The sequence below is a fragment of the Dactylosporangium sp. CA-092794 genome (genome assembly GCF_050948465.1).
Lineage (GTDB): Bacteria > Actinomycetota > Actinomycetes > Mycobacteriales > Micromonosporaceae > Dactylosporangium.
In genome coordinates, this window is the sequence record NZ_CP192044.1 from 6057535 (window position 1) to 6070732 (window position 13198).

Below are 13198 nucleotides of genomic sequence, written 5' to 3' on the forward strand. Positions count from 1 at the left end.
CAACCGGTCACCGCCGGCAGCCGTGTTCGATATGTGAGCACGAAACCTTACCGGCGGCCGGCCCGCCGCAACGGACCCGAACTGCCGCACGGCGACATCTCCCTGCAGGAGCCGCCGGTCGTCCCCGAGGCGCAGCCGGGCGGCTTCCGCTCGCTCGGGATGATCCTGCCGACGCTGCTGATGAGCGGCGGGTTCATGTTCATGTTCTTCGGCCGCGGCACGATCGGCGGCCCCATGGGCATCATCATGCTGGTGATGATGGGCGGTGGCATGGTCGGCATGGCCGCCTTCCAGATGACCACGTCGTCCGGCACCCGCAAGGACAAGATCAACGGCGACCGGCGCGACTACTTCCGGTACCTCTCGCAGACCCGCACCCAGGTCCGCGAGTACGCCGAGAAGCAGCGGGCCGCGCTGGCCTGGCGGCATCCCGATCCGGAGTCGCTGTGGTCGCTGGTGATGACCAGCCGGCTGTGGGAGCGCCGCCCCACCCACCCCGACTTCGGCGAGATCAGGGTCGGCACCGGCGCCCAGCGCCTGGCGGTGCGGATCACCCCGATGCAGACCAAGCCGGTCTCCGACCTGGAGCCGGTGTGCGCCAAGGCGCTGCGCCGGTTCATCCGGGCGTACACCACCCTGCCCGGCCAGCCGGTGGCGCTGTTCCTGCCCGGCTTCGCGCACGTCCGGCTGGGCGGCGACCGGGACACCACGCTGGCCATGGTCCGGGCCATGGTGGCGCAGCTGGTCGCCTTCCACGCCCCGGACGAGCTGCGGCTGGCCGTGTGCGCCGGCCCCGACCGGGCCGGGGACTGGGAGTGGGTCAAGTGGCTGCCGCACGCCAAGCACACCGCCGAGGCCGACGCGTCCGGACCGGTCCGCCTGGTGGGTTCCTCGCTGGAGGACCTCGAGCGGCTGCTGGGCGACGAGTTCGCCGGCCGCGCCCGCTACGAGAGCGGATCGCAGCCCACCCGCGAGGAGCCGTTCGTGGTGATCGTCTCCGACGGCGGCGCGATCCCGGCCGGCGCCCGGCTGATCGTGTCCGGCTACCGCAACGCGGTGCTGCTCGACTTCGACGCCCGCGGCGCCGGCACCGACGAGCACGTGCTCAACCTCGAGGTGTCCGCCGAGGACGTCGAGCTGATCGAGCGCGACCACGTCGGCCGCGAGGTGCGCACCCGGCTGGCCACGCCGGACCGGCTGGACCTGACCCGGCTGCGCGCCGCCGCCCGGGTCATGGCCCGGCACGGCACCCGGGTCACCGGCGAGCAGCCGGCCAACGGGCTCAGCTCCGTGCTGGACCTGCCCGACCTGCTCAACATCACCGACCTGGACGGCTTCGACCCGCGCGCGCTGTGGCACGACCGGCCGCCGGCCGAGCGGCTGCGGGTACCGATCGGGGTGGCCGCCGACGGCTCACCCATCGAGCTGGACATCAAGGAGTCGGCCGAGGGCGGCATGGGCCCGCACGGCATGCTGATCGGCGCGACCGGCTCGGGCAAGAGCGAACTGCTGCGCACGCTGGTGCTCGCGCTGGCGGCCACCCACTCCTCCGAGACGCTCAACTTCGCGCTGGTCGACTTCAAGGGCGGCGCCACCTTCGTCGGGCTGGACCGGCTGCCGCACGTCTCCGCGCTCATCACCAACCTGGCCGACGAGGCCGCGCTGGTCGACCGGATGCAGGCGGCGGTGCACGGCGAGCTGGTCCGCCGCCAGGAGCTGCTGCGCCGGGCCGGCAACTTCAGCTCGGTGCGCGACTACGAGAAGGCCCGCGCGCAGGGCGCCGACCTGGACCCGCTGCCCACACTGTTCGTGGTGGTCGACGAGTTCAGCGAGCTGATCGCCGCCAACCCCGACTTCATCCAGCTGTTCGTGATGATCGGCCGGCTGGGCCGCTCGCTCGCGGTACACCTGCTGCTGGCCTCGCAGCGGCTGGAGGACGGGCGCATCCACCAGCTGGAGGGCCACCTGTCCTACCGCATCGGCCTGCGCACCTTCTCCGCGATGGAGTCCCGCGCGGTCATCGGCGTGCCCGATGCCTACGAGCTGCCGGCCGAGCCGGGCAACGGCTACCTGCGCTCCGGCGTCACCGCCATCACCCGGTTCAAGGCGGCCTACGTGTCCGGCCCGCACCGGGCCCGCGGTACCAAGCTGCGGCAGGATGTGATCGCCAGCCAGGTGGTGCCCTTCGGCACCGCGCGGCTCGCGCCCGCCGCGCCGCCGCCGGCGGAGACCGCCGAGCAGCCGGCCGCCCGCGACGACGGCGGCACCACGGTCCTGCACGCGCTCGTGAACCGGCTGATCGACCAGGGGCCGCCGGCGCACCCGGTGTGGATGCCCCCGCTGGAGCATCCGCCCACCCTCGACAACGTCCTGCCGCCGCTGCTGCCCGATCCCGACCACGGGCTGCGGCCGGTGGACGCCGGGCGGGACACCTTCCTGCGGGTGCCCCTCGGCCTGATCGACAAGCCGTTCGAGCAGATCCGGGACCTGCTGGTGGCCGACCTGTCCGGGGTCGGCGGGCACGTCGGCATCGCCGGCGGCCCGCAGAGCGGCAAGAGCACGCTGCTGCGCTCGCTGCTCTGCGGCCTGGCCCTGACCCACTCGCCGCGGCAGGTCCAGTTCTACTGCCTGGACTTCGGCGGCGGCGCGCTGGCCGGGCTCGCCGGGCTGCCGCACGTTGGCGGCGTGGCCGGCCGGCACGAGCCGGAGCGGGTCCAGCGCACCATCGCCGAGGTCCGCTCGCTGCTCACCGAGCGCGAGCGGCGCTGCGCGGACCTGGGCCTGCACGGCCGGGACGCGTACCGGGAGGCACAGGCCGCCGGGCAGATCCCGCAGGACCGGTTCGGCGACGTGTTCCTCGTCGTGGACGGCTGGTTCACCCTGCGGCAGGAGTTCGAGGCGGCCGAGGAGATGGCCCGCGACCTCGCGGCCCGCGGCCTGAACTACGGGGTCCACGTGATGATGACCATGGGCCGGTGGTCCGAGCTGCACATGTCCATGCGGGACAAGGTGGGCACCCGGCTCGAGCTGCGGCTGGGTGACCCGGTCGAGTCCGGCATCGACCTGCGCGCCGCCGCCCAGGTGCCGCGCCGGCCCGGCCACGGCCTCACCGAGGCGAAGCTGCACTTCCTCGGCGCGCTGCCGCGCATCGACGGGGTGCAGTCCGCCGAGGACCTGACCGCGGCCACCGCCGAGCTGGTCGCCGCGGTCGTCGACAACTGGCCGGGCGAGCGCGCCGCGGCGGTCCGCACCCTGCCCACGACCCTGGCGCTGGCCGAGCTGCCGGAGCCGGTCGAGGACAAGGTGGCCATCGGGGTGGACGAGGACGAGCTGGCGCCGGTGTGGCACGACTTCCGCACCATGCCGCACCTGACCGTGCTGGGCGACACCGAGAGCGGCAAGAGCAACGTGCTGCGGCTGCTGATCCGGGCCATCACCGCCGGCCACACCCCGGCCCAGGCGCGGATCATGGCGGTCGACTACCGCCGGCAGCTGTTCGACGACATCCCCGAGGCCTACCGGCTGGGCTACTCGGTCTCCCCGGACAGCACCCGCGCCACCGTGGCCGAGGCCCTGGCCGGGCTCAACCCCCGGGTGCCCGGCGCGGACGTGAGCCCGGAGCAGCTGCGGGCCCGCGACTGGTGGCAGGGGCCCGAGCTGTACATCCTGGTCGACGACTACGAGATGCTGGCCGGGCACGACAACCCGCTGGCCGGGCTGATCCCGCTGCTGCCGCAGGGCGGCGACATCGGCCTGCACCTGGTCGTGGCGCGGGCCGCGGCCGGGGCGATGCGCCTGTCGATGGACCCGATGCTGCGCCGGGTGCAGGAGCTGAACACCCCGGACGTGGCCCTGTCCTGCCCGCCCAACGAGGGTCCGCTGCTCGGCGGGATCAGGCCCCGCACCCTGCCGCGCGGGCGGGCGCTGCTGTGCACCCGGCGCGGTGCCCGGCTGATCCAGACCGCGCTGGTACCGGCGGCGCAGACCACGGCGGTGGCCTGATGCCGGCCGCGGCCGGCACCCGCCCGCGGCCGGCCCGGCCGGTCCCCGCATCGCCCGGGCCCGCCGCGCGGGAGCTGGCCCGGCGGCTGCGGGCGGCGGCCTGCCTGCCCGGGACCTCCGCCGTCCCCGCCGCCTGGCCCTGCGACGTGGCCGTGCTGGGCTGGCTGCGCCGCATGACCTACCCCGGGCTGTACACCTGGGCCGCGGAGGAGAACCTGGCCCGGCGCTGGATCGGCGGCGACGTCTTCGGCACCCGCCGCCCGCCCGCCGCGCCCGCCTTCCTGGCCGGGGTGGACGTGCGCACGGTCGCGCCGCACCTGGTCGCGCCGCTGCTGCGCCGGCTGAGCATGACCCGCCCGGCGCCGGCGCCCGCGGAGCTCACGCCGCGGGCCCTGGCCGGCGCGGCCGGTCCGGTCAGCCGGTTCGCGCGCGAGGACCCGGCCCGGCGCTGGGAGCCCTCCGGCACGGCGCCGGCGCTGCCGGCCACCACCGTGATCCCGCACGTGGTGCACGGCATCTGGCTGGGCCGGGCCCTGCCCGCCGCCAACAGCTTCTGGGCCAACTACGGCGCCGCCGCCGACGCCTACGCCGGCGAGGCCGACTTCGTGCTGTGGACCGACATTCCCCGGCACCGCTTCGACGCGGCGCGCACCGGGCCGCGCCCGGCCCCCGGCCGGCCCGATCCGCTGGCCGCGGTGCGCGAGCTGCTCGCCTGGGCCATCACGCACGGCATCCATCTGGTCAGCGTGGCCGAGGTGTTCCACGCCAGCGCGCCCATGACCCTGCACCACCCGTACACGCTCGAGCTCAGCCAGGGCGTGCCCCGGGCCTTCGCCGCGGCCAGCGACCACCTGCGCGTCGAGGTGGTGCACCGCTTCGGCGGCCTCTACGCCGACGGCGACCTGCACCTCGCCGGCCCACCGTACACCGTGGACGGTGACGGCCCCGGCCCGGGCGGCGGCGGGTACCGGCTGTTCCGCGGCCGGTGGCTCGGCCCGCCCGACGCGCGGGGCCCGGCCCGGCTGCCCGAGCTCTTCGACCGGGTCGCCGCCTCCTCGACCGGGTTCACGCTCAACGCGCTGACGGACCAGATCGTGCTCAACGACGTCATCCTCGCCCCGGCCGGGCACCCGGCGCTGGCGCTGTGGCTGGAGGGGGCGCGGTACAACTACCTGCGCGACCAGCGGGAGCTCTTCGGCGCCCCGCCGGCCGACCCGCCGCAGCGCGGCGAGCCCGACTCGTGGACCTGGGCGGTCACCCCGAACCGCAGCGGCCGGGTGCACCACTGGCTGCTGTCCCGCCTCGGCCTGACCGGGGCCGACCTGGTCAAGCCGGCCCCCGCGGTGCGCGGCAACAGCGAGCTGAGCTGGCTGCCGCCCGCCGACGGGGATCCGCCGGTGCCGTGCGCGGACCCGGATCCGCTGCCCACCCTGATGGCCTGCGTCGACCTGCTGCGCTGGCAGCACCTGTCCCGCGCCGGTGACCTCTACCTGACCGGGGTCGCGCCGCTGATCCGCGGCCTGCCCGATCCGGGCACGGCGTGGACCGCGCTGCTGCTGGCCTTCGCCGCCCTCAGCACCGACCTCGGGCCGGTGGCCTCGGTCACCGACCGCCGGCGCAACCACGACGGCAGCCTCGACGTGGTCGAGCTGCCGGAGGCCGCCCGGGCGCTGCTGGAGGCTCGCGGGCCGGACGGCCCGTGGCTCGGTGCCGGCGCCGGAGCCGGCGACGAGCACTGGTTCCTGGGCGAGCGCACGGTGCCGGCGGGGCTGTGCCCGCCCCGGCGCGAAACCCGTGAACTCCGGCCGGTCCGGCAGGCGTGAGACAGGTATGAACCAGGATCGCGGGGACGTCTGCCGGCTGCTGGTGGTGGGACCGACCAGCCAGGTGGACGTGAGCGTACCCACGCACATTCCGTTGGCCGACATGATGCCGGCCCTGCTCGGCGCGCTCGGCCCCGATCTGGCCGACCGCGGGCTGGAGCACAGCGGCTGGATCGCCCAGCGACTGGGCGAGCCGGCGCTGGACGAGTCGCGCACGGTCGGCGACCTGGGTCTGCTCGACGGGGAGGCCGTCCACGTGCGGCCCCGCACCGAGCAGATCCCGCCGCTGGCCTACGACGACCTCATCGACGGCGTCTCGGCCGGGATCCGCAAGCGGTCCGGGCTGTGGCGGCCGGAGACGACCCGGCTGGCCGCGGTGCTGTCGCTGGCCGGCTGGCTGGGCGCCGGGCTGACCGCACTGCAGCTGTGGCCGGACCGCCCCGGCCGCATGGTGGCGCTGGCGGCCGCGGCCCTGCTGAGCCTCGTGGCCGGCTTCGTGGTCGCCCGCCGGCCGGGCGACCGGGCGCTGGCGGCGCTGCTGGGCGCCGCCGGCCTGGCCGCGAGCGTGCTGGCCGCGGTGGACGCGGCGCTGGCGGACCCGGGAGTGATCGGCGTGGGCGCCGATGCCGGCGGGGTGCTGCCGTGGGTGCTCCTCGCCGCGACCACCGCCGGCAGCGTCGTCGCGCTGCTGGCGGCCGCGTTCGTCTTCCCGCGCACCGGCGTCCGGCAGATCTTCGCCGGCCTGCTCGCGGCGTGGCTGCTCGTGGCCGTCGCGGCCGGGCTGCGCCTGCAGGGCTTCCTGGACTGGCCGGGCGTGGCCGCGGTGCTGGTCACGCTGACCACGGCGCTGCGCCCGGCGGTACCCACGGCCGCGTTCAAGCTGGCCGGCCTGTCCCTGCCGGACATGCCGGACGACCCCTCCGACCTGCAGAAGAACATCGACCCGCAGCCCGCGGCCGGGCTGCTGGCCGGCGCGGCCGCCGCCGATCGGTTCATGACCGCGCTGTACGCGGCCCTCGGCGCGACCTCGGGCGCGGCCCTGCTGTGCCTGGCCGTCGCGCCCGGCTGGGCCGCCCCGCTGGCCGCCTGGCTGGCCGGTGCCGCGCAGATCCTCGTGACCCGCCCGATGACCAGCGCCTGGCACCGCCTCGCGCTGGCCGGGCCGGCGTTGCTGGCGATGGCGGCCTGGTGTCTGAGTGCGGTCACGTACCGGTCCGCCACCGCCGCCGTGGCGATCGCCGGCTGCGTGATCCTGGCGGTCACCTCGGCGCTGGCGGCGCGGATCTCGCCGCGGCGCCGGTTCAACCCGCTGTGGGGGCGGCTGGGCGACGTGGCGCACACCGTGACGGTGACCGCGCTGCTGCCCGTGGTCGTGCTGATCTCCGGCGGGCTCGACCTGATCCGGGCGCGGGTGGGCTGACATGTCCTCGCGTCGTGACCAGGTCGATGCCCAGCGGTACATGCTGAGCCGGGTGACCGGTGCGCTGGTGCGGGCCGAGCCCGAGGCCGCCGAGTCGCCCACCCGCCGGGACCGCTCCGGCACCGTGGCCGGCCTCGTGTTCGGGCTGCTCCTGGCCGGCGTCACCGCGATCTGGGCGCTGTTTCCCGGCTCCGGTTCGACCCGCTGGCAGCAGCCGCACACGCTGGTCGTGGACGCCCGGACCGGGGCGCGGTACGTGCTGGTCGAGGGAGCGCTGCGGCCGGTCAACGACGTCGCCACCGCCACGCTGCTGACCGGCGGCGAGCTCAGCCCGGTCGTGGTGGCCTCCGGCACGCTGGCCAAGGTGCCCCGCGGCGCGCCGGTGGGCAACCCGGCCGGGCCGCAGGTGCTGCCCGCCGCCGACCGGATCAACCAGGGCGTGTGGCGCGCCTGCGACCTGGGCAAGGGCCGCGTCGGGCTGGACATCGGCGCGCCGGCCGGCCAGCAGCCGCTGGGCGAGGGCGAGGCGCTGCCGGTGACCGGCGGCGGCAAGACCTACCTGCTGTGGGGCGGCCGGCGGCTGCTGCTCGCCGACGCGTGGGTGCCCAGCGTCCTGGGCCTCGGGCTGATGCCCCCGATCCCGGTGGGCACCGCCTGGCTGGACCTGATCCCGCTGTCCGGCACGGCCGGCCCGCCCACGGTGGAGGGCGCCGGCGGCCAGGGCCCGGCCATGGCCGGGCGGCCGAGCACGATCGGGCAGATGTTCGGCGTCGACCTCGGCAACGGCAAGACCGGCCACTACCTGATGACCGGCGGCGGCATGGCGCCGCTGACCGAGACCGAGTACCTGCTGCAGCGGGCCCGCCCCGGTGCCGCCGCCGAGACCGCGATCAGCGCGGCCGAGATGGCCGCGACGCCGCAGCGCGCACCGGTGCGGCCGCTGACCTCGATGCCCGCCACGCCACCGCGGCCGCGCACCGCACCGCAGGGCGCCGCGGTCTGCGTCGAGTACACGGGACGGCCGTACGGCGCCCCCGCGGTGGTGCTCAGCCCCGACTTCGCCCACGGCACCACCGGCGCCACCACGGTGCGGGTGGCGCCGGGCGGGGGAGCGCTGCTGCTGCCCCGGCTCGACGGCGACGTCGCGCAGCTGCCGGCGGTGCTGGTCGACGAGCGGGGCATCGCGTACCCGGTCGCCGGCCGCGACATCGGCACCCTGGGCTACACCGCGGCGCAGGCCATGGTGATGCCTCCGGCGCTGGTGGCGCTCGTGCCGGCCGGACCGGCGCTGGCCCGGCCGGAAGGGGGGTGAGGCCCGGCAGCGGCCCGAGCGTGCGCCGCCCGCCCCGTCCCGGGGCCGGGCACCGAACAGGACCATCCGAGCGCCGGCGACCGGCACGGCACCGGCGCGCAGCAGAACAGCAGGGAAGGAGAGCGACATGGCATCCGTCACGGTCAACGGCGGGATCGTCGCCGATCACGGAACCATCAGCACCATGATCAGCGCGTTCGACGAGTGCCAGGGCGAGTGCGGGAGCATCGCGTCCGCGGTGAGCGCGGCGCGCGGCAACCTCATCAGCCAGTGGCACAGCGACGAGGCCGCCCCCCGGTTCATGCAGGCCGTGGACCAGTGGATGGACGGCTTCCAGAAGGTCCGCCAGGGACTGGACATGCTCAACGGCAACATGCAGACCTACCGGGGCCTGACCGACACCACCGAGCAGGGTGGCGCCGCGCAGGCCGGGGGCTGGGCCACGCCCTGACCGCCCGCGGTACCGGCAACCATCGATCAATCCTCACGAAGGAGCCATCATGGCCAACTACAGCGTCAACCCCGCCGGCCTGGCGGACGTCGAGTCCGAGCTCACCTCGGTGACCCGGCGGCTGGACAGCTCGCTGACCACGCTGCAGGGCGCGGTGCAGCAGTTCACCGCGGCCAACAACGGCCAGGCGCCGGACGCCTACACCCAGGCGCAGGCTCTGTGGGATCAGGGGCAGCGCGACATGCACGAGGCGCTGCGCAACGGGCAGATCCGGCTGCAGGAGATCACCAACAACTACATCTCCGGTGACAACCGGGGCGCGGCCGTCTTCAGCTAGGTCCCGGAGAGGAGGGAGTCACGATGAAGAACGACCCGATCATCATCAACGAGGCGTACCTGCAGGGCCTGCAGACCAAGTACACCAACCAGGTCAACGACATCGACGGGATGTACGGCAAGGTCTTCGCGTACGGTTCCCTGCCGGGTGCGCACATGGACATCAAGCAGCCGTTCACGATCAGGCTCGGCGGAGCGAACTTCGTCGAGGCCCAGGACGACGTCAACATCCTGGACCAGACCCGGTCCGGGCTCGCCGAGCGGCTCAAGAGCGCGCGGGGTGAGCTCTACACGCTCGAGTACGGCATCAAGTTCCTGCTGGCCGACTCCGAGGCCACCGAGCAGCTCAGCACGCTCAGCGCCGAGCAGTTCGAGTACTTCATGCCGAGGACGGCGAGCTGACGATGACCAACATCGCGACGATCGAGGACATCCTGGAGAACATTCTCGGTCTCGTGCTGGGCGCCGCGCCCGGGCAGTACTCGCTGGCCACCTCCGGGAGCGGGGGTGGCCAGCAGGGCTCGGGCAAGAGCGGGATCAACAACGCCTTCCGGCCGAGCACCGTCCAGGGGCCCGGATTCTGGCTCATCGCGCAGTCGAGCACCCTGACCTACACCGGCGGCTCCTGGTCGCCCGAGTACGACAAGGACGCCGTCACCTTCTACACCTGGGCGAACCGGGCCGGGCTGCTCGCGACCAAGGACATCGTCCGGGTCACGGTCTGGGTCGGCCTCACGAACCGGGACAACGACCAGGGCCAGAAGAGCAACACCTCCGACCCCGGCGCCGTGGTCAACGCCTCCGCCAACCCGGTGATCCAGCTGGGCAACGCTTGGGAGCTGATCCAGCGGGAGATCCCGGCGGTCCTCGGCCCGGGCACCTCGTTCGACCCCGACACGATCGCCGCCGTGCGCCAGGTCCTGGCGACGCTGGTGCAGCACGCGAGCGACATCTCCACCGGCCTGCGGGCCGACACCACGAAGGTCGACAACAAGACGGCGGACTTCCGGGGCTCGGCGGAGTCGGCGTGGTACCAGCGGGTCCTCAACGCGGACCACTTCCTCAGCGACCTCAAGGACCAGCAGGCGACGTGGGACACGCAGCTGGGCTACATGGAGACCGTCGCCCGCAACTTCGTCGACGCGGTGGTCAAGGCGAACAACGCGTGGAGCCAGAAGGAGCCCAAGGGCGCGTGGCCGCACCCGTACCGGCTCATCGCCCACATGTTCAACGAGGGCAAGCTGGACCAGAACCTCAACGCCCAGTCGGGCCTCAACGGTCCCGAGTCGCGCTCCTGGGACATCGGCTCGAACTACGCCGAAACCAACGGCCAGGGCGTCTCCTACGGCATGATCTTCCGGGTCCCGGCGTGGCTGGGCGGGTTCAGCATCGACCCGTTCAACGTCGAGCACTGGAGCCGGGTCGACCGGGCGCTGCGTGAGACGTGGGCCCGCACGGCGATCCAGACCTGGGCGGGGGTGCAGCCGGCCGCGCAGGCCCTCATCTACACCATGACGGGCGCGCGCAACAAGCTGATCCTCGCCGACCCGCCGCCGGTACCGCCGCCGCCCATGCCGAACAACCCCCTGGCCAACGGCCCGATCGACCCGTACGCGAACATGGGCGACCCCTTCGCGAACTGGGGCAATCCATTCGCCAACTGGGGCAACCCGTTCGCGAACTTCGGCAATCCGTTCGCCAACTTCGGCGACCCCTTCGCCAACTTCGGCGATCCGTTCGCGAACCTCGGCGGTGGCGGCGCGAACAACCCGTTCGCCAACTTCGGCGGTGACGGCAACCCGTTCCCCAACGGCCCGGACCAGGTGTTCGCCACCTCGACCAACCCGTTCGCGAACACCAACGAGGCGCTCGGCGACCCGTTCGGCCCCGGCGGGGCGGGCGCGAACAATCCGTTCGCCAACGCCCCGCTGGACCCCGCCACGCTGTTCATGCCCCCGACCGGCCAGTTCGCCAACGGCCCGGCCGGCGGCTTCGGGTCGGACAACCCGTTCGCCGGCGTGGGCGACCCCGGCGGCCAGCAGTTCTTCGCCTCGAACAACCCGTTCGGCGGCGCCGGCAGCGGGCCGCAGACGCTCGGCGAGCTCACCCCGGACCAGCTGCACCAGCTGCAGTCGGCCGGGCTGCTCGACGACGTGCCGCTCACCCCGCAGCAGGCCGCCTTCCTGAGCCAGAACGGCCTCGGCGTGCCCGGCGGGGCCGAGCCGACCCTGGGGCAGCTGAGCCCCGAGCAGCTCGACGCGCTGCGCCAGGCCGGGCTGCTGGACCAGACCCCGATCACCGCGGCCGAGCGCAATGCCCTCGGCCTGTCCGACCCGGGCCAGCTGCTGCCGCTGGGCCCCACCGCCGGGGTGGACACCAGCCCGTTCCCGACCACGGTCAACGGCCTGGACGTCAACGGCCCGGGCGCCGATTCCGGCGGCGGGCTGCAGCTCGGCGACGTCACCCAGCCCGGCGCCACGGACCACCCGAACGTCCCCGGCTTCCTCGCCGGCACGGGCGGGCTGTCGTCGGTGCCCGGCATCAGCGGCTCGCCCGGCGCGCTGAGCCCCGGCGGCCTGGGGCTGACCGTTGGTTCGGGCGCCGGCGGCGGCCTCGGCGGCGTCGGCGGCGGGGTCGGCGGCGGCCTGGGCGGCGCCGGCGGCGTCGGCGTCACCACAGGCGGCCTGGGCTCGGTGGGATCCGGCGGGGCCGGGGCGGCCGGCGGCGGCTCGCCGGCCTCCGGCGCCGCCGCGGAGACGCCCTTCGGCGGCATGCCGTTCATGCCGCCGATGATGGGCGGCGCCGGCGGCGGGGGCCGGCCCGAACGCGAGCGATCGCGCAACACCTGGCTCAAGGAGGACGAGAAGGTCTGGGGCACCGACCCGGACTGCGCGCCGGCGGTGGTCGGCCGGCGCGGCCGCGGCACGCGCGGCGACGAGGACGACCGCGACTACGGCACGACCCCCGAGGAGCGCACCTCCGGCTACGAGGAGCGGCGCACCAGCCGGGGCCGCTGAACCCGACCGGCCGGGCCGGGGCGGCCCGAGGTGAACTCGGCGCCCCGGCCCGGCCGTGAGACAGGCAAGGAGGTACACCATGACGACACTTGGCGACGAGGAACTGCTGGCGCAGATGCGCGCCGCGCTGGAGGAGGTGCGCACCGCCTCGGACCGGATCCGCCGCCGCGTGCGGCAGTCGCGCACCACGGTGCGCGACCGCGAGCACCGGCTGTCGGTCACCGTGGGCGGCCAGGGCGAGCTGGCCGAGCTGACCTTCCACGGCGACGCCTACCGCGACCTCGCCCCGGCCGAGCTGGCCGAGCTGATCGTGAAGACCACCGGCACCGCCCGCCAGGAGGCCCGCCGCAAGGCCCTGGCCGGCATCGGCGACCTCGGCGCCGACCTGGGCGGGCTCGGCAGCGCCGCCCAGGACGCCGGCTCGCTGGACGAGCTGGTCGAGTCGATCGTCGGCACGGTTACCGCCGCCGGCGAGCGGCGCGACCGGGAGGGCGCGGCATGAGCGGGCGGATCGAGTTCTCCGGCGACGACCTGGCCCGCCGGGTACCGCTGCTGGGCCAGTTCCAGGACGACCTCACCGGCACCGTGACCCCGTTGACGGACATCGCCGCCTGCCGCTGGGCCGACGGCGCCGACGGGGACGACGAGCTGACCATCCAGGCGCGCAACGCCGTGCACGGCGTGCTGACCCAGTACGTCCTGCCGGCGTACGTGGAACTCGGCGACGCGGTCGGCGTGCAGGGCGACAAGCTCGGCATCGTCCACCGGATCGGCGAAAACACCGAGGCCGGCAACGGCGAGGCGGCCGGCGGCTGGGGCGGCGGCCGGCACGGCTGA

At 74.7% G+C, this 13198-nt stretch carries 10 protein-coding genes; all 10 read left to right on the forward strand.

Going from position 1 to position 13198, the window contains the following annotated elements:
• Positions 1-33: 33 nt before the first annotated feature.
• On the forward strand, positions 34-4002 hold the full coding sequence (gene eccCa / locus ACQPXD_RS25610; protein ID WP_432842782.1) for a type VII secretion protein EccCa: 3969 nt from the start codon (positions 34-36) through the stop codon (positions 4000-4002).
• Positions 4002-5825, forward strand: coding sequence for a hypothetical protein (locus ACQPXD_RS25615; RefSeq protein ID WP_432842784.1), 1824 nt, complete (start codon positions 4002-4004; stop codon positions 5823-5825). The genes eccCa and ACQPXD_RS25615 overlap by 1 nt, the downstream gene beginning before the upstream one ends.
• 7 nt (positions 5826-5832) lie before the next feature.
• Complete coding sequence (eccD, locus tag ACQPXD_RS25620; RefSeq protein WP_432842786.1) at positions 5833-7245, forward strand: type VII secretion integral membrane protein EccD; 1413 nt, start codon at positions 5833-5835, stop codon at positions 7243-7245.
• A 1-nt stretch (position 7246) separates the two neighbouring features.
• Positions 7247-8557: a type VII secretion protein EccB gene (gene eccB / locus ACQPXD_RS25625; RefSeq protein ID WP_432842788.1), complete on the forward strand. Its 1311-nt coding sequence runs from the start codon at positions 7247-7249 to the stop codon at positions 8555-8557.
• A gap of 127 nt (positions 8558-8684) precedes the next feature.
• Entirely contained in the window at positions 8685-9008 is a 324-nt protein-coding gene (locus ACQPXD_RS25630; protein ID WP_432842790.1) for a WXG100 family type VII secretion target, read from the forward strand.
• Positions 9009-9057: 49 nt separating this feature from the next.
• Positions 9058-9345, forward strand: a complete 288-nt coding sequence (locus ACQPXD_RS25635) for a WXG100 family type VII secretion target (protein WP_432842792.1) — start codon at positions 9058-9060, stop codon at positions 9343-9345.
• A gap of 23 nt (positions 9346-9368) precedes the next feature.
• Entirely contained in the window at positions 9369-9746 is a 378-nt protein-coding gene (locus tag ACQPXD_RS25640) for a hypothetical protein (RefSeq protein ID WP_432842794.1), read from the forward strand.
• Between the two features lie 2 nt (positions 9747-9748).
• Positions 9749-12361: a hypothetical protein gene (locus tag ACQPXD_RS25645; protein WP_432842796.1), complete on the forward strand. Its 2613-nt coding sequence runs from the start codon at positions 9749-9751 to the stop codon at positions 12359-12361.
• 79 nt (positions 12362-12440) lie between these two features.
• The gene (locus ACQPXD_RS25650; protein ID WP_432842798.1) at positions 12441-12863 is read left to right on the forward strand and encodes a YbaB/EbfC family nucleoid-associated protein; all 423 of its coding nucleotides are present in this window, start codon (positions 12441-12443) and stop codon (positions 12861-12863) included.
• The gene (locus ACQPXD_RS25655; RefSeq protein WP_432842800.1) at positions 12860-13198 is read left to right on the forward strand and encodes a hypothetical protein; all 339 of its coding nucleotides are present in this window, start codon (positions 12860-12862) and stop codon (positions 13196-13198) included. The genes ACQPXD_RS25650 and ACQPXD_RS25655 overlap by 4 nt, the downstream gene beginning before the upstream one ends.

What these genes read in the sequence shown, in the direction of transcription:
- ACQPXD_RS25650 (WP_432842798.1), top strand. Translation starts at nt 12,441, where the DNA reads ATGACGACACTTGGCGACGAGGAACTGCTGGCGCAGATGCGCGCCGCG.
- ACQPXD_RS25645 (WP_432842796.1), top strand. Translation starts at nt 9,749, where the DNA reads ATGACCAACATCGCGACGATCGAGGACATCCTGGAGAACATTCTCGGT.
- ACQPXD_RS25655 (WP_432842800.1), top strand. Translation starts at nt 12,860, where the DNA reads ATGAGCGGGCGGATCGAGTTCTCCGGCGACGACCTGGCCCGCCGGGTA.
- ACQPXD_RS25630 (WP_432842790.1), top strand. Translation starts at nt 8,685, where the DNA reads ATGGCATCCGTCACGGTCAACGGCGGGATCGTCGCCGATCACGGAACC.
- eccD (WP_432842786.1), top strand. Translation starts at nt 5,833, where the DNA reads ATGAACCAGGATCGCGGGGACGTCTGCCGGCTGCTGGTGGTGGGACCG.
- ACQPXD_RS25640 (WP_432842794.1), top strand. Translation starts at nt 9,369, where the DNA reads ATGAAGAACGACCCGATCATCATCAACGAGGCGTACCTGCAGGGCCTG.
- ACQPXD_RS25615 (WP_432842784.1), top strand. Translation starts at nt 4,002, where the DNA reads ATGCCGGCCGCGGCCGGCACCCGCCCGCGGCCGGCCCGGCCGGTCCCC.
- eccB (WP_432842788.1), top strand. Translation starts at nt 7,247, where the DNA reads ATGTCCTCGCGTCGTGACCAGGTCGATGCCCAGCGGTACATGCTGAGC.
- ACQPXD_RS25635 (WP_432842792.1), top strand. Translation starts at nt 9,058, where the DNA reads ATGGCCAACTACAGCGTCAACCCCGCCGGCCTGGCGGACGTCGAGTCC.